The organism is Enterobacter sp. Taxon_2, from assembly GCF_058355295.1.
The window spans coordinates 4,365,037-4,381,514 of the sequence record NZ_CM178024.1 but is presented as its reverse complement, the minus strand read 5'-3'; the positions used below and the strand labels follow the sequence as shown (position 1 = coordinate 4,381,514).

At 52.6% G+C, this 16,478-nt stretch carries 13 protein-coding genes, 2 tRNA genes and 4 rRNA genes; 12 read left to right on the top strand and 7 right to left on the bottom strand.

Translation table 11 applies throughout. The features are described 5' to 3' along the window. Positions 1-137 precede the first annotated feature (137 nt). The 4 genes from trkA to def are packed head-to-tail and all read right to left on the bottom strand — an operon-like array spanning position 138 to position 4,358. A complete protein-coding gene (gene trkA, locus AC4IC4_RS20815) occupies positions 138-1,514 on the bottom strand; it encodes a Trk system potassium transporter TrkA (RefSeq protein ID WP_008503482.1) in 1,377 nt (458 codons plus the stop codon). A 22-nt stretch (positions 1,515-1,536) separates the two neighbouring features. Beyond that, positions 1,537-2,823: a 16S rRNA (cytosine(967)-C(5))-methyltransferase RsmB gene (gene rsmB, locus AC4IC4_RS20810; RefSeq protein WP_491471817.1), complete on the bottom strand. Its 1,287-nt coding sequence runs from the start codon at positions 2,821-2,823 to the stop codon at positions 1,537-1,539. A 52-nt stretch (positions 2,824-2,875) separates the two neighbouring features. Beyond that, positions 2,876-3,823 (bottom strand): methionyl-tRNA formyltransferase, encoded by a 948-nt coding sequence (gene fmt, locus AC4IC4_RS20805; protein ID WP_032647902.1) that lies wholly within the window; start codon positions 3,821-3,823, stop codon positions 2,876-2,878. A gap of 25 nt (positions 3,824-3,848) precedes the next feature. Continuing rightward, complete coding sequence (def, locus tag AC4IC4_RS20800) at positions 3,849-4,358, bottom strand: peptide deformylase (protein ID WP_008503479.1); 510 nt, start codon at positions 4,356-4,358, stop codon at positions 3,849-3,851. Positions 4,359-4,485: 127 nt separating this feature from the next. On the opposite strand from def, the gene dprA reads away from it, so the two are divergent. The 6 genes from dprA to AC4IC4_RS20770 are packed head-to-tail and all read left to right on the top strand — an operon-like array spanning position 4,486 to position 8,269. Next, complete coding sequence (gene dprA / locus AC4IC4_RS20795; RefSeq protein WP_148769143.1) at positions 4,486-5,610, top strand: DNA-protecting protein DprA; 1,125 nt, start codon at positions 4,486-4,488, stop codon at positions 5,608-5,610. Further along, the gene (gene smg, locus AC4IC4_RS20790; protein ID WP_008503477.1) at positions 5,582-6,055 is read left to right on the top strand and encodes a DUF494 family protein Smg; all 474 of its coding nucleotides are present in this window, start codon (positions 5,582-5,584) and stop codon (positions 6,053-6,055) included. The genes dprA and smg overlap by 29 nt, the downstream gene beginning before the upstream one ends. Before the next feature lie 26 nt (positions 6,056-6,081). Continuing rightward, a complete protein-coding gene (locus tag AC4IC4_RS20785) occupies positions 6,082-6,636 on the top strand; it encodes a DNA topoisomerase family protein (protein WP_491471816.1) in 555 nt (184 codons plus the stop codon). Beyond that, positions 6,629-7,201: an L-threonylcarbamoyladenylate synthase type 1 TsaC gene (gene tsaC / locus AC4IC4_RS20780; RefSeq protein WP_023309444.1), complete on the top strand. Its 573-nt coding sequence runs from the start codon at positions 6,629-6,631 to the stop codon at positions 7,199-7,201. The genes AC4IC4_RS20785 and tsaC overlap by 8 nt, the downstream gene beginning before the upstream one ends. Before the next feature lie 4 nt (positions 7,202-7,205). Next, the gene (gene aroE, locus AC4IC4_RS20775) at positions 7,206-8,024 is read left to right on the top strand and encodes a shikimate dehydrogenase (protein ID WP_491471815.1); all 819 of its coding nucleotides are present in this window, start codon (positions 7,206-7,208) and stop codon (positions 8,022-8,024) included. Continuing rightward, positions 8,021-8,269, top strand: a complete 249-nt coding sequence (locus tag AC4IC4_RS20770; protein ID WP_198886781.1) for a DUF1488 family protein — start codon at positions 8,021-8,023, stop codon at positions 8,267-8,269. The genes aroE and AC4IC4_RS20770 overlap by 4 nt, the downstream gene beginning before the upstream one ends. On the opposite strand, the gene AC4IC4_RS20765 is transcribed toward AC4IC4_RS20770, so the two are convergent. Beyond that, on the bottom strand, positions 8,245-8,799 hold the full coding sequence (locus tag AC4IC4_RS20765; RefSeq protein ID WP_024909655.1) for a gamma carbonic anhydrase family protein: 555 nt from the start codon (positions 8,797-8,799) through the stop codon (positions 8,245-8,247). The two genes, AC4IC4_RS20770 and AC4IC4_RS20765, sit on opposite strands and share 25 nt — an antisense overlap. A 471-nt stretch (positions 8,800-9,270) precedes the next feature. Here AC4IC4_RS20765 and AC4IC4_RS20760 point away from each other — a divergent pair. From AC4IC4_RS20760 to rrf (AC4IC4_RS20735), 6 genes are all read left to right on the top strand, one after another. Further along, positions 9,271-10,810, top strand: a 16S ribosomal RNA gene (locus tag AC4IC4_RS20760). A gap of 85 nt (positions 10,811-10,895) precedes the next feature. After that, positions 10,896-10,971 (top strand) — tRNA-Glu (locus AC4IC4_RS20755). A 183-nt stretch (positions 10,972-11,154) separates the two neighbouring features. Further along, positions 11,155-14,060, top strand: a 23S ribosomal RNA gene (locus AC4IC4_RS20750). A gap of 69 nt (positions 14,061-14,129) precedes the next feature. Then, positions 14,130-14,245 (top strand): 5S ribosomal RNA (rrf, locus tag AC4IC4_RS20745). A 14-nt stretch (positions 14,246-14,259) separates the two neighbouring features. Further along, a tRNA-Thr gene (locus tag AC4IC4_RS20740) sits at positions 14,260-14,335 on the top strand. A gap of 43 nt (positions 14,336-14,378) precedes the next feature. Further along, positions 14,379-14,494 (top strand): 5S ribosomal RNA (gene rrf / locus AC4IC4_RS20735). Together the 16S, 23S and 5S rRNA genes with 2 tRNA genes alongside form the textbook arrangement of a ribosomal RNA operon. 106 nt (positions 14,495-14,600) lie before the next feature. Here the strand turns inward: rrf (AC4IC4_RS20735) and AC4IC4_RS20730 are convergent. Together AC4IC4_RS20730 and AC4IC4_RS20725 are read right to left on the bottom strand one after the other, a co-directional pair. Beyond that, on the bottom strand, positions 14,601-15,359 hold the full coding sequence (locus tag AC4IC4_RS20730; RefSeq protein WP_491471814.1) for an amino acid ABC transporter ATP-binding protein: 759 nt from the start codon (positions 15,357-15,359) through the stop codon (positions 14,601-14,603). A gap of 7 nt (positions 15,360-15,366) precedes the next feature. Next, positions 15,367-16,470: an amino acid ABC transporter permease gene (locus AC4IC4_RS20725; protein ID WP_032650459.1), complete on the bottom strand. Its 1,104-nt coding sequence runs from the start codon at positions 16,468-16,470 to the stop codon at positions 15,367-15,369. Positions 16,471-16,478 lie beyond the last annotated feature (8 nt).

The window sequence follows — 16,478 nt, the reverse complement described above, 5'->3', positions numbered from 1 at the left end:
CTTGTGCCAGCTGACGAGTATAAGTTTAACAAATGATTAGCCAATTGCCATTCGGGATAATTAAACGTTATGAAAAATAAAAGGCACAGAAATGAAAAGGATAAAGTGCGGGTGCTCTTTCTCGAGCACCCTACTCTTTAAAGGAAGAATGGACTTGGCTGGAATAAACGCTCGACGTCGGTAATAAACTTTTTATCCGTAAGGAACATAATAACGTGATCGCCTTGCTCAATACGTAAATTGTCATTGGCAATCATGACGTCATTTCCACGCACAACGGCGCCGATGATCGTGCCTGGCGGCAGCTTAATTTCGTCGATTGACCGGCCCACGACGCGTGATGTGGTTTCATCTCCATGCGCCACGGCTTCAATGGCTTCCGCTACGCCGCGGCGGAGCGATGACACACCGACAATATCCGCTTTACGAACATGGCTCAGGAGCGCGGAAATTGTCGCCTGCTGCGGCGAAATGGCAATATCAATAACGCTACCCTGGACCAGATCGACATACGCCTTGCGCTGGATAAGCACCATGACCTTCTTTGCACCCATACGCTTGGCGAGCATGGCGGACATTATATTCGCCTCGTCGTCGTTGGTGACGGCAATAAAAAGATCAACTTGATCAATATGCTCTTCAGCCAGCAACTCCTGATCCGACGCATCGCCATAAAATACGATCGTATTTTGCAATTTTTCCGCCAGTTCAGCAGCACGCTGCTGATCGCGCTCGATCAATTTTACGCTGTAATCTTTTTCTAACCGATGTGCCAGGCCTGCACCGATATTGCCGCCGCCGACCAGCATAATGCGTTTATAGGGTTTTTCGAGACGCTGAAGTTCACTCATTACGGCACGAATATGCTGTGAGGCCGCAATAAAGAAGACCTCATCACCTGCTTCGACAATCGTGGAGCCTTGCGGGCGGATTGGCCTGTCGTGACGGAAAATGGCTGCGACGCGCGTATCGATATGCGGCATGTGCTCGCGCATGGTAGAAAGCGCATTGCCGATCAATGGCCCGCCGTAATAGGCCTTTACCACTGCCAGACTCACTTTACCCTCGGCAAAGTTCACCACCTGCAGGGCGCCCGGATATTCGATCAGACGGTAGATATTATCGATAACCAGCTGTTCTGGGGCAATGAGATGATCAATAGGGACCGCTTCTGAGTTAAACAGTTTCTCAGCATCGCGAACATAGTCCGGAGAGCGAATGCGCGCGATTCGGTTTGGCGTGTTGAAAAGCGAGTAGGCCACCTGACAGGCCACCATATTGGTTTCATCAGAACTGGTTACCGCAACCAGCATGTCGGCATCATCGGCACCCGCCTCACGAAGAACCCGTGGGTGAGAACCATGACCCTGCACCACGCGCAGGTCAAACTTGTCCTGTAAGACACGCAGACGATCGCCGTTGGTATCGACTATGGTGATGTCGTTGTTTTCCCCAACCAGGTTTTCCGCCAGCGTTCCGCCAACCTGTCCTGCACCCAGAATGATAATCTTCATATCTCGTGACCTGTTCTCAACATCACTCTTTGATTAGCTTAGCGTAAAAGAAGCCATCACCCTCTTCGGCACCCGGCAGGTTCTGCAGACCCGGGGATTCAGGCGTTCCCGTATCGCACAGCGCGGCGTCCGGGGTACGTTTAAGGAAGGCCGCGATTTGCTGGCTGTTTTCTTCCGGCAGTACGGAGCAGGTTGCATAGACCAGCGTTCCGCCAGGTTTGAGATGCGGCCAGATGGCGTCGAGAATGTCGGACTGCAGCTGGGCAAGTTCGTTAATATCACGATCGCGACGCAGCCACTTGATGTCCGGATGACGACGAATAACGCCGGTTGCAGAGCAGGGAGCATCCAGCAAAATGCGATCGAATTGCGTTTCACCACACCATTCTGCGGGTTTGCGTCCATCGCCTTGCTTAACCTGAGCCTTCATGCCCAGACGCTTGAGGTTGTCGTAGACGCGTGAAAGACGCTGTTCATCGACGTCCACCGCCATCACGCTGGCCTGCGGAGCCACTTCAAGAATATGCGTCGTTTTGCCCCCTGGTGCGGCGCAGAGATCGAGGATCTGCTCACCGTTTTGGGGTTCAAGCCAGGTCATGCAACCCTGGGCAGAAGCATCCTGTACCGTTACCCAACCCTCTTCGAAACCCGGTAATGCATGTACCGGAGCGGGGGAGGCTAAACGTACGGCATCAGGGTATGCAGCGTGAGTGAAACCACTCATTCCAGCTTCTTCGAGTAATGCCAGCCATGCGTCACGGGTGTGGTGATTACGATTCACGCGTAACCACATTGGCGGACGCTGGTTGTTGGCATCGGCAATGTCCTGCCACCGCTGCGGATAAGCTTTTTTCAGCCGCTTCAACAGCCAGTCCGGATGCAGGAAGCGTGCTTCGTTTTGGGCAAATTCAGCCAGAAGCTCATCCTGCTGTCGTTGGAACTGACGCAGTACACCGTTGATCAGCCCTTTCAACTGAGGGCGTTTAATCGCAACGGCGCCTTCCACCGTCTCAGCCAGCGCGGCATGAGGTGGGATGCGGGTATGAAGAAGCTGATAAAAACCCACCATAATCAAATAGTGTACGGTGCGCTGCTTGCCTGTCATTGGGCGTGACATCAGCTTGTTAATCAACCACTCAAGCTGAGAAAGCGTGCGCAGAACGCCAAAGCAGAGCTCCTGAAGCAGGGCTTTGTCTTTATCAGAGACTTTTTGCTGCAGGGGAGGCAGGACGTTACTTAATGACTGGCCCTGCTCGATAACCTGCTCAACGGCCTGAGCCGCCATACTGCGTAGATTTTGTTTTTTCATAACCGTAAAAATAAAAATGCCCGGAAACACCGGGCCTTAAGAATAAATTTGCTCAGGCAAGACGCTTGCCCGGAATAAACCATTCGCGACGGGAATTTAACAGATCCTGAGCGCTCATGGCCTTCTTACCGGCCGGTTGTAGCGATTCAAGATTCAGGATCCCTTGCGCAGTCGCCACCTGGATCCCGTTCTTGTTGGCGTCAACAATCGTACCGGGTTCAGCCGTGGTAGTACCGCTAATGACGGAGGCTTTCCAGACTTTCACTGGCTGCTCATCAATCTCCATCCAGCTCATTGGCCACGGATTAAAAGCGCGGATGCAGCGTTCAAGTTGAGCGGCCGACAGGGACCAATCGATCCGCGCTTCTTCTTTGCTCAGTTTTTCGGCATACGTCACCAGCGCGTCATCCTGAACTTCCGGTTTTGCCGTATTGTCAGCAAGCTGCTGAAGCGTCTCGATAAGACCTTGTGGGCCAAGGTCTGCCAGTTTGTCATATAGCGTGGCGCTGGTATCGTCTGGCGTAATGGGGCAGGCCAGTTTATACAGCATGTCGCCGGTGTCTAAACCTACGTCCATCTTCATGATGGTCACGCCCGTTTCGGCATCACCCGCCCACAGCGAGCGCTGGATAGGTGCTGCACCACGCCAGCGTGGGAGCAGAGACCCATGCACGTTGATACAACCCAGGCGCGGCATATCAAGCACAGCTTTTGGCAGAATTAAACCGTAAGCCACCACCACCATTACGTCGGCATTCAGGTCAGCAACCAGCTGCTGATTTTCCTGCGGGCGCAGCGATGCAGGCTGAAAAACAGGAAGCCCATGCTCTTCTGCCAGCACCTTGACCGGGCTCGGCATCAGTTTTTTGCCGCGGCCTGCAGGACGGTCCGGCTGGGTAAAGACGCCAACAACCTGGTGACCAGACGATAGCAGCGCGTCAAGGTGACGCGCTGCAAAATCAGGGGTTCCCGCGAAGATAATACGTAGTGTTTTAGACACGATAATCCTTGTATCCGGGGGGACGTTATGCGCGAGAACGCAAACGATCCAGTTTCTCTACTTTCTGACGAATACGCTGCTGTTTCAGCGGCGAGAGGTAATCGATAAACAGTTTACCGACCAGGTGATCCATCTCATGCTGAATACAAATCGCCAGCAGGTCGTCTGCTTCCAGTTCGAACGGATTACCGTCACGATCCAGGGCGCGAATTTTCACTTTTTCAGCACGCGGCACTAACGCACGCTGTTCAGGAATAGACAGACAGCCTTCCTCGATACCTGTTTCGCCACTCTTTTCGAGCAACTCAGGGTTAATCAGCACCAGGCGGCCATCGCGATTTTCAGAAACATCAATCACGATAATACGCTTGTGAATGTCCACCTGCGTCGCCGCCAGGCCAATGCCTTCTTCGGCGTACATGGTATCGAACATATCATCAACGATACGCTGGATTTCTGCATTCACTTCTTTGACCGGTTCAGCGACGATGCGAAGGCGCTCGTCCGGAATATGTAACACTTGCAAAACTGCCATAAATTTCCAGAGTCGTGTTCAGGAGTTGATAAGAATACTACCTCTATTCTAGACAAATCCCCCATCGATTGACAGCATCAGTGACCAATCGCAATGATTGCGGAGGCCGCTTATGGCAGGGGAAAGGATGACGCCAATCGAGATATGGCTACGGCTTATGCACACAGGTTCTCTGTGTGGTGATGTCATGGTGGAAGCGGCTGCACGACTGCAGAGGCAGGAAGGCATCGACATGCTTGCCTTAAGAAATGCTGGACTGACAGCAAAGCAGGCTGAACGATTCTTTGCGTTCAATGAGAGTGAGCTGGAACGTAGCCTGAAATGGCTTGAGCAGCCGGGACATCATTTATTAACGGCCAATCATTCCCTTTATCCCCCTCTACTCCGCACGATCCCTGACTATCCCGGGGCATTATTCATAAAAGGTAACCCTGAGACGCTTAAAACTGTTCAGCTGGCGGTGGTAGGCAGTCGTGCGCCGTCATGGTACGGCGAGCGATGGGGGAAAATCCTGTGCGAACAACTTTCACAAAGTGGTTTCACGATTACCAGCGGGCTGGCCTGTGGTATTGATGGCGTTGCCCACGGCGCGGCGCTGTCAGTTAAAGGACGAACTGTCGCGGTGCTGGGGAATGGTCTTTTTAGCATTTATCCACGCCGACATCAGGCATTGGCGATGCGGCTTATTGAGTCTGACGGCGCGATAGTGTCTGAATTTCCGCTTTCCGCACAGCCCAGACCGGCAAACTTTCCGCGTCGTAATCGCATTATCAGCGGGCTTAGCAAAGGCGTGCTGGTGGTTGAAGCCGCGCTGCGAAGCGGTTCACTGGTCACGGCGCGATGCGCGCTCGAACAGGGGCGAGAAGTCTTCGCCTTGCCTGGTCCGATAGGCAACCCCGGATGCGAGGGGCCCCACTGGCTGATTAAGCAAGGGGCAACACCGGTAACGGAAGTAGGGGATATTCTTGAAAATTTGCAATATGGGCTGCAATGGCTGCAGGAAGATCCCGAAAAGCGACAATATTCATCAGATCAGGGAAAGGTGGCATTGCCATTTCCCAAGCTCCTGGCTAACGTAGGAGATGAGGTAACACCTGTTGACGTTGTCGCTGAACGTGCCGGCCAACCTGTGCCAGTAACGGTAGCACAGCTACTCGAACTGGAGTTAGCAGGGTGGATCGCAGCTGTACCCGGCGGCTATGTCCGATTAAGGAGGGCATGCCATGTTCGACGTACTGATGTATTTGTTTGAGACTTACATCCATAACGAAGCAGAAATGCGAGTGGATCAGGACAAATTGACACAGGATCTTACCGATGCGGGGTTTGAGCGGGAAGATATCTATAATGCGTTGATGTGGCTGGAAAAACTGGCTGATTATCAGGAAGGCCTCGCCGAACCGATGCAGCTTGCTTCTGACCCATTGTCAGTACGCATTTATACCGCAGAAGAGTGTGAAAGGCTGGACGCCAGCTGCCGGGGGTTCATCTTATTCCTTGAGCAGATTCAGGTGCTGAACCTCGAAACGAGAGAAATGGTGATAGAGCGCGTCATGGCGCTGGATACAGCAGAATTTGAACTGGAAGATCTCAAGTGGGTGATCCTGATGGTTCTGTTTAATATCCCGGGCTGTGAAAATGCCTATCAACAAATGGAAGAATTACTCTTTGAAGTGAATGAAGGTATGCTGCACTAATTCAATGTGCAGCACCAAGAGTTGTTATGGCCAAATCAGCACTATTCACGGTGCATAAAAACGAGCCCTGCCCGCAGTGCGGGGCTGAACTTGTTATTCGGTCCGGGAAACACGGCCCGTTTCTCGGTTGTTCACACTATCCGGAATGTGATTTTGTCCGTCCCCTGAAAAGCCAGGCGGATGGACATATCGTTAAAATTCTGGAGGGGCAGTCTTGTCCACTCTGCGGTGGTGAATTAGCCCTTCGGCAGGGGCGTTTCGGCATGTTTATTGGATGTAGTCGCTACCCGGAATGCGAACATACGGAACAAATTGATAAGCCTGATGAAACGGCAATTGCGTGCCCTCAGTGTCAGCGCGGTCAGTTGGTACAGCGCCGCTCCCGTTATGGTAAGACCTTCCATTCGTGCGATCGCTATCCTGAATGCCAGTTCGTTATCAATTTTAAGCCGGTAGCGGGAATCTGCCCTCATTGCAATTATCCGCTACTGATAGAGAAGAAAACCGCGCAAGGCATGAAACGCTTCTGCGCCAGTAAACAATGTGGAAAGCCGGTTACGGCGGATCAAAATAGTGAATAATAACCTGCCATCAGGCTCCATTGCGCATGCAGTGGATGTTCTGAAAAATGAAGAAGTCATCGCCTATCCAACTGAAGCTGTTTTTGGGGTCGGTTGCGATCCTGACAGCGAGACGGCTGTGAGCCGTCTGCTTGCCTTAAAACAAAGACCCGTCGAGAAAGGGCTGATTTTGATCGCTGCGAATTACGAGCAGCTTAAACCCTATATAGATGACTCCATGCTGACGCCAGCGCAGCGCGAGACGATCTTCTCCGCGTGGCCTGGACCGGTGACCTTCGTCTTCCCTGCGCAGCCGACAACGCCGCGCTGGTTAACCGGACGCTTTGATTCCCTCGCCGTTCGCGTCACTGACCATCCGCTGGTGGTTGAGCTTTGTCTGGCGTTTGGTAAACCGCTGGTCTCAACCAGCGCCAACCTGACCGGATTGCCACCTTGTCGGACAACCGAAGAAGTGCTGGCGCAGTTCGGGAATGACTTCCCTGTTGCTGTCGGTGAAACGGGAGGGCGTCTGAATCCGTCTGAAATTCGCGACGCTTTAACCGGCGAACGTTTTCGCCAGGGGTAATCTCATGGAAACCTATGCTGTTTTTGGTAATCCGATTGCACACAGCAAATCACCGTTGATTCATCAGCAATTTGCGAAGCAGCTGCAGATAAATCATCCCTATGGTCGCGTACTGGCACCGGTGGATGCATTTATTCCAACGCTGGAGGCTTTTTTCGCCGCGGGCGGTAAAGGTGCGAATGTGACGGTCCCGTTTAAAGAAGAAGCCTTCGAACGTGCGGATGAGCTGACCGAGCGCGCTTCACTGGCTGGTGCAGTCAATACTCTAAAACGGCTTGAGGATGGTCGCCTTTTGGGGGATAACACCGACGGAATTGGTTTACTTAGCGATCTGGAACGACTTTCATTTATTAAGCCCGGGTTCCGGGTCCTGCTGATTGGTGCGGGCGGCGCATCGCGGGGAGTACTGTTGCCTCTGCTTTCACTGGACTGTGCGGTGACCATTACCAACAGAACCTTTTCCCGTGCAGAAGCGCTGGCGGCGTTGTTTGCGCATACCGGTAGCGTGAGCGCGGTAGCGCTTGACGATCTTGCCGATCGTGAGTTCGATCTTTTCATTAATGCCACGTCCAGCGGTATCAACGGTGAGATCCCGGCAATCCCCGCTTCTCTGGTCAACACGCATATGTACTTCTATGACATGTTTTATCAGAAAGGGAAGACGCCTTTCCTTAACTGGTGTGAACAACACGGCGCGAAACAGTTAGCCGATGGACTGGGAATGCTGGTGGGTCAGGCTGCGCATGCGGTGCTGCTCTGGCACGGCGTGTTGCCTGCGGTCGAACCTGTCATTGAAAAGTTAAAGCAGGAACTTTCGGCGTGAACCAGGCTATTCATTTCCCGGACAGAGAGAGTTGGGATGAGAGTAAACAAGCGGTTTGTTTTCCGGTGCTGGTGCAGGGTATGCAACTTACCTGTGCCATTCATGGGGAAACGCTGCTGCGTCGTTTTGGCGGTTCAGACCCGATAGCGGTATTTTGCGAAAATCGCTGGGATCTGGAAGAGGAAGCCAGCGATTTAATCCGCGAACAGCAGGAAGACGATCAGGGCTGGGTTTGGTTGTCCTGATCCAGATACTCATTCTTCCACGTAACGTAGTTGTTCGCTGAGTATTTTAACCCTTCGATCTCTGCCTCTTTCAGGGGGCGGATCTGTTTTACCGGGCTTCCCAGATAGAGATAGCCGCTCTCCAGTCGTTTGTTCTGCGGGACCAGGCTACCGGCACCAATCATTACGTCATCTTCTACTATGACGCCATCCAGCAAAATCGACCCCATACCAACAAGCACGCGATTTCCGATCGTGCAGCCGTGAAGCATCACTTTATGGCCGACGGTAACCTCTTCTCCAATGATGAGGGGATTGCCCTCCGGGTTATAGGAGGATTTGTGCGTGACATGCAGAACGCTACCGTCCTGAATATTGGTACGTGCACCAATCGACACATAGTTAACATCACCCCTGATGGCGACGAGCGGCCAGATGCTGACATCGTCGGCCATTCGGACATCACCAATCACCACGCTGCTGGCATCGATCATCACGCGATCGCCTTTTTGGGGGAACAGATCTTTATAAGGACGTAATACTGCGGGCATATCTACCTCTAACAATGGGCGCTATACAGAAGACTTTGATCATAGTAATGGATCGAGGCAAGGCAAAATACGTCAATATTTAAGCAGATCGGGCGGGATTTCAGCGAAAAGCGCGGAAAATCAGCAGTCGGAAAAAAAGATCTAAAAAATACTTGTGCTAAAAAATGGGATCCCTATAATGCGCCTCCATCGACACGGCGGATGTGAATCACTTCACAAACAACCCGGTCGGTTGAAGAGAAAAAATCCTGAAATAACGGGTTGACTCTGAAAGAGGAAAGCGTAATATACGCCACCTCGCAACGGTGAGCGAAAGCCGCGTTGCACTGCTCTTTAACAATTTATCAGACAATCTGTGTGGGCACTCAAAGTGACATGGATTCTTAATGTCTTCGGACAATAAATGAATACCAAGTCTCTGAGTGAACATACGTAATTCATTACGAAGTTTAATTCACGAGCATCAAACTTAAATTGAAGAGTTTGATCATGGCTCAGATTGAACGCTGGCGGCAGGCCTAACACATGCAAGTCGAGCGGTAGCACAGAGAGCTTGCTCTCGGGTGACGAGCGGCGGACGGGTGAGTAATGTCTGGGAAACTGCCTGATGGAGGGGGATAACTACTGGAAACGGTAGCTAATACCGCATAACGTCGCAAGACCAAAGAGGGGGACCTTCGGGCCTCTTGCCATCAGATGTGCCCAGATGGGATTAGCTAGTAGGTGGGGTAACGGCTCACCTAGGCGACGATCCCTAGCTGGTCTGAGAGGATGACCAGCCACACTGGAACTGAGACACGGTCCAGACTCCTACGGGAGGCAGCAGTGGGGAATATTGCACAATGGGCGCAAGCCTGATGCAGCCATGCCGCGTGTATGAAGAAGGCCTTCGGGTTGTAAAGTACTTTCAGCGGGGAGGAAGGTGCTGAGGTTAATAACCTCAGCAATTGACGTTACCCGCAGAAGAAGCACCGGCTAACTCCGTGCCAGCAGCCGCGGTAATACGGAGGGTGCAAGCGTTAATCGGAATTACTGGGCGTAAAGCGCACGCAGGCGGTCTGTCAAGTCGGATGTGAAATCCCCGGGCTCAACCTGGGAACTGCATTCGAAACTGGCAGGCTAGAGTCTTGTAGAGGGGGGTAGAATTCCAGGTGTAGCGGTGAAATGCGTAGAGATCTGGAGGAATACCGGTGGCGAAGGCGGCCCCCTGGACAAAGACTGACGCTCAGGTGCGAAAGCGTGGGGAGCAAACAGGATTAGATACCCTGGTAGTCCACGCCGTAAACGATGTCGACTTGGAGGTTGTGCCCTTGAGGCGTGGCTTCCGGAGCTAACGCGTTAAGTCGACCGCCTGGGGAGTACGGCCGCAAGGTTAAAACTCAAATGAATTGACGGGGGCCCGCACAAGCGGTGGAGCATGTGGTTTAATTCGATGCAACGCGAAGAACCTTACCTACTCTTGACATCCAGAGAACTTTCCAGAGATGGATTGGTGCCTTCGGGAACTCTGAGACAGGTGCTGCATGGCTGTCGTCAGCTCGTGTTGTGAAATGTTGGGTTAAGTCCCGCAACGAGCGCAACCCTTATCCTTTGTTGCCAGCGGTTAGGCCGGGAACTCAAAGGAGACTGCCAGTGATAAACTGGAGGAAGGTGGGGATGACGTCAAGTCATCATGGCCCTTACGAGTAGGGCTACACACGTGCTACAATGGCGCATACAAAGAGAAGCGACCTCGCGAGAGCAAGCGGACCTCATAAAGTGCGTCGTAGTCCGGATTGGAGTCTGCAACTCGACTCCATGAAGTCGGAATCGCTAGTAATCGTAGATCAGAATGCTACGGTGAATACGTTCCCGGGCCTTGTACACACCGCCCGTCACACCATGGGAGTGGGTTGCAAAAGAAGTAGGTAGCTTAACCTTCGGGAGGGCGCTTACCACTTTGTGATTCATGACTGGGGTGAAGTCGTAACAAGGTAACCGTAGGGGAACCTGCGGTTGGATCACCTCCTTACCTTAAAGAACCTGCCTTTGCAGTGCTCACACAGATTGTCTGATGAAAAGTAAATAGCAAGGCGTCTTGCGATTGAGACTTCAGTGTCCCCTTCGTCTAGAGGCCCAGGACACCGCCCTTTCACGGCGGTAACAGGGGTTCGAATCCCCTAGGGGACGCCACTTGCTGGTTCGTGAGTGAAAGTCACCTGCCGTCATATCTCAAAACTCATCTTCGGGTGACGTTTGAGATATTTGCTCTTTAAAAATCTGGATCAAGCTGAAAATTGAAACGACACATCTTAAATGGTGTGTTCGAGTCTCTCAAATTTTCGCAATCAGAAGTGAAACATCTTCGGGTTGTGAGGTTAAGCGACTAAGCGTACACGGTGGATGCCCTGGCAGTCAGAGGCGATGAAGGACGTGCTAATCTGCGAAAAGCGCCGGCGAGGTGATATGAACCTTTGACCCGGCGATGTCCGAATGGGGAAACCCAGTGTGATTCGTCACACTATCGTTAACTGAATACATAGGTTAACGAGGCGAACCGGGGGAACTGAAACATCTAAGTACCCCGAGGAAAAGAAATCAACCGAGATTCCCCCAGTAGCGGCGAGCGAACGGGGAGCAGCCCAGAGTCTGAATCAGCTTGTGTGTTAGTGGAAGCGTCTGGAAAGTCGCACGGTACAGGGTGACAGTCCCGTACACGAAAGCACACAGGTTGTGAACTCGAAGAGTAGGGCGGGACACGAGGTATCCTGTCTGAATATGGGGGGACCATCCTCCAAGGCTAAATACTCCTGACTGACCGATAGTGAACCAGTACCGTGAGGGAAAGGCGAAAAGAACCCCGGCGAGGGGAGTGAAAAAGAACCTGAAACCGTGTACGTACAAGCAGTGGGAGCACCTTCGTGGTGTGACTGCGTACCTTTTGTATAATGGGTCAGCGACTTATATTCTGTAGCAAGGTTAACTGTATAGGGGAGCCGAAGGGAAACCGAGTCTTAACTGGGCGTTAAGTTGCAGGGTATAGACCCGAAACCCGGTGATCTAGCCATGGGCAGGTTGAAGGTTGGGTAACACTAACTGGAGGACCGAACCGACTAATGTTGAAAAATTAGCGGATGACTTGTGGCTGGGGGTGAAAGGCCAATCAAACCGGGAGATAGCTGGTTCTCCCCGAAAGCTATTTAGGTAGCGCCTCGTGAACTCATCTTCGGGGGTAGAGCACTGTTTCGGCTAGGGGGCCATCCCGGCTTACCAACCCGATGCAAACTACGAATACCGAAGAATGTTATCACGGGAGACACACGGCGGGTGCTAACGTCCGTCGTGAAGAGGGAAACAACCCAGACCGCCAGCTAAGGTCCCAAAGTCATGGTTAAGTGGGAAACGATGTGGGAAGGCACAGACAGCCAGGATGTTGGCTTAGAAGCAGCCATCATTTAAAGAAAGCGTAATAGCTCACTGGTCGAGTCGGCCTGCGCGGAAGATGTAACGGGGCTAAACCATGCACCGAAGCTGCGGCAGCGACACTTAGGTGTTGTTGGGTAGGGGAGCGTTCTGTAAGCCGTTGAAGGTGTGCTGTGAGGCATGCTGGAGGTATCAGAAGTGCGAATGCTGACATAAGTAACGATAAAGCGGGTGAAAAGCCCGCTCGCCGGAAGACCAAGGGTTCCTGTCCAACGTTAATCGGGGCAGGGTGAGTCGACCCCTAAGGCGAGGCCGAAAGGCGTAGTCGATGGGAAACAGGTTAATATTCCTGTACTTGGTGTTACTGCGAAGGGGGGACGGAGAAGGCTATGTTAGCCGGGCGACGGTTGTCCCGGTTTAAGCATGTAGGCGGAACGATTAGGTAAATCCGGTCGTTTTTTAACGCTGAGGTGTGATGACGAGGCACTACGGTGCTGAAGTAACAAATGCCCTGCTTCCAGGAAAAGCCTCTAAGCATCAGGTAACACGAAATCGTACCCCAAACCGACACAGGTGGTCAGGTAGAGAATACCAAGGCGCTTGAGAGAACTCGGGTGAAGGAACTAGGCAAAATGGTGCCGTAACTTCGGGAGAAGGCACGCTGATATGTAGGTGAAGCCCCTGCGGGTGGAGCTGAAATCAGTCGAAGATACCAGCTGGCTGCAACTGTTTATTAAAAACACAGCACTGTGCAAACACGAAAGTGGACGTATACGGTGTGACGCCTGCCCGGTGCCGGAAGGTTAATTGATGGGGTTAGCGGTAACGCGAAGCTCTTGATCGAAGCCCCGGTAAACGGCGGCCGTAACTATAACGGTCCTAAGGTAGCGAAATTCCTTGTCGGGTAAGTTCCGACCTGCACGAATGGCGTAATGATGGCCAGGCTGTCTCCACCCGAGACTCAGTGAAATTGAACTCGCTGTGAAGATGCAGTGTACCCGCGGCAAGACGGAAAGACCCCGTGAACCTTTACTATAGCTTGACACTGAACACTGGTCCTTGATGTGTAGGATAGGTGGGAGGCTTTGAAGCGTGGACGCCAGTCTGCGTGGAGCCGTCCTTGAAATACCACCCTTTAATGGCTGGTGTTCTAACGTAGACCCGTAATCCGGGTTGCGGACAGTGTCTGGTGGGTAGTTTGACTGGGGCGGTCTCCTCCCAAAGAGTAACGGAGGAGCACGAAGGTTAGCTAATCCTGGTCGGACATCAGGAGGTTAGTGCAATGGCATAAGCTAGCTTGACTGCGAGAGTGACGGCTCGAGCAGGTGCGAAAGCAGGTCATAGTGATCCGGTGGTTCTGAATGGAAGGGCCATCGCTCAACGGATAAAAGGTACTCCGGGGATAACAGGCTGATACCGCCCAAGAGTTCATATCGACGGCGGTGTTTGGCACCTCGATGTCGGCTCATCACATCCTGGGGCTGAAGTAGGTCCCAAGGGTATGGCTGTTCGCCATTTAAAGTGGTACGCGAGCTGGGTTTAGAACGTCGTGAGACAGTTCGGTCCCTATCTGCCGTGGGCGCTGGAGAATTGAGGGGGGCTGCTCCTAGTACGAGAGGACCGGAGTGGACGCATCACTGGTGTTCGGGTTGTCATGCCAATGGCACTGCCCGGTAGCTAAATGCGGAAAAGATAAGTGCTGAAAGCATCTAAGCACGAAACTTGCCCCGAGATGAGTTCTCCCTGAGACTTTAAGTCTCCTGAAGGAACGTTAAAGACTATGACGTTGATAGGTCGGGTGTGTAAGCGCAGCGATGCGTTGAGCTAACCGATACTAATGAACCGTGAGGCTTAACCTTACAACGCCGAAGGTGTTTTGGCGAAGAGACAGACACGATTTTCAGCCTGATACAGATTAACAGAATTTGCCTGGCGGCTTTAGCGCGGTGGTCCCACCTGACCCCATGCCGAACTCAGAAGTGAAACGCCGTAGCGCCGATGGTAGTGTGGGGTCTCCCCATGTGAGAGTAGGGAACTGCCAGGCATCAAATTTAGCGTGCTGATATGGCTCAGTTGGTAGAGCGCACCCTTGGTAAGGGTGAGGTCCCCAGTTCGACTCTGGGTATCAGCACCACTTTATACTTAGGTTAAAGTTCGGCAAGAAGTAAAAGAATTTGTCTGGCGGCTTTAGCGCGGTGGTCCCACCTGACCCCATGCCGAACTCAGAAGTGAAACGCCGTAGCGCCGATGGTAGTGTGGGGTCTCCCCATGTGAGAGTAGGGAACTGCCAGACATCAAATAAGTGAGAAGGCCATCCGAAAGGATGGCCTTTTTGCGTTTGTGCGCCGAAAAAACGGTAGGCCGGGTAAGGCGAAGCCGCCACCCGGCAGAGCAAACGACTAATGAATCACCTGCGACAGGAATGCTCGCGTACGTTCTGACTTCGGATGGGCAAAGAACTCATCCGGCGGCGCCTGCTCAACAATCTCCCCACGGTCCATAAAGATCACCCGGTCGGCTACAGTTCGCGCAAAACCCATCTCATGCGTCACACACAGCATGGTCATGCCGGATTGTGCCAGCCCAATCATGGTGTCCAGAACCTCCTTCACCATTTCCGGATCGAGGGCAGATGTCGGCTCATCAAACAGCATAATTTTCGGTTTCATACACAGAGAACGGGCGATAGCTACACGCTGCTGTTGGCCACCCGATATCTGGCCTGGGAATTTATTGGCATGCTCTGCGATACGTACGCGCTCCAGGTAGTGCATGGCTAATGCCTCCGCTTCCTTTTTTGGCATCTTTCGTACCCAAATCGGTGCAAGCGTGCAGTTCTGCAAAACGGTCAGGTGCGGAAACAGATTAAAGTGCTGAAAGACCATTCCCACTTCCTGACGTACGCGTTCAATATTGCGGACATCTTCATTCAGCTCGATGCCATCCACCACAATGCGTCCTTGCTGGTGTTCTTCAAGATGGTTAATGCAGCGAATGGTTGTGGATTTCCCGGATCCGGAAGGGCCGCACAGGACAATGCGCTCTCCCTGCTTGACCTTAAGATTAATGTCCTTCAGGACATGAAATTGTCCGTACCATTTATTCACGTTTTCCAGCGTAATCATCGCGTCGGCGGGTGTCATAGTTATTTGGCTCATAATTTCCTCAGTGCGGTGTACGCCCGGTGTTAAAGCGCTTTTCCAGATGCTGGCTGTAGCGCGACATGCTAAAACAAAAGATCCAGTAGATCAGAGCTGCAAAGACATATCCCTCGGTGGACATACCCAGCCAGACAGGGTCAACGGTTGCCTGTTGCACGCTGCTAAAGAGATCGAACAATCCAATGATGATCACCAGGCTGGTGTCCTTGAAGAGGGCAATGATCGTGTTGACCAGACCCGGGATGACCAGCTTGAGTGCTTGTGGAAGAATGACCAGCCCCTGCGTTTTCCAGTAACCGAGAGCCAGTGATTCCGCCGCTTCGTACTGGCCTTTAGGCAGCGCCTGCAGACCTCCGCGCACAACTTCAGCGACATAGGCGGACTGGAAGAGAATCACCCCCACCAGGGCACGGATCAGCTTGTCGATGGTGGTCCCTTCTGCCATAAACAGTGGCAGCATGACCGACGACATAAACAGAACGGTGATAAGCGGTACGCCGCGCCAGAACTCAATGAAGATAACGGAGAGCACGCGTACGATCGGCATTTTTGAACGCCGCCCCAGGGCCAGTAAAATCCCCCACGGCAGAGCACCGGCTATCCCCACTGAAGCGATAATCAACGTCAGCGTCAGACCGCCCCACTGGCGTGTTTCTACGCGTTCCAGCCCCAGAAAACCGCCATACAACAGTACCCAGACAATAATCGGATAAACCACTGCCCAGACGGCAATATAGCGTCCGCGATGAGGCAGCTTTTTCCAGAACATGGCTGCGACAGAGAGCAGGCCGATAACCAGCGCCAGATTAATCCGCCAGCGCTGTTCATGCGGATACAACCCATACATGAACTGACCGAATCGCTCGTGGATAAACACCCAGCAGGCACCGGCTTTTGTGCAGTCTGCTCGGGTTGAACCGACCCAGTTGGCCTGTAAAAACGCCCAGTTCAGCAGGGGAGGAATCAATTCCCACATGAGCCACAGGCAGACAATCGTCAGCAGGCTGTTACTCCAGCTGGAGAACAGATTCTTACGCGCCCAGAGAATGAAACGTCCACCTGTCGAGTTGGCAGGGCGCGAGGAGTGCGACAGTATCGCTTTTGTCATCATAGATC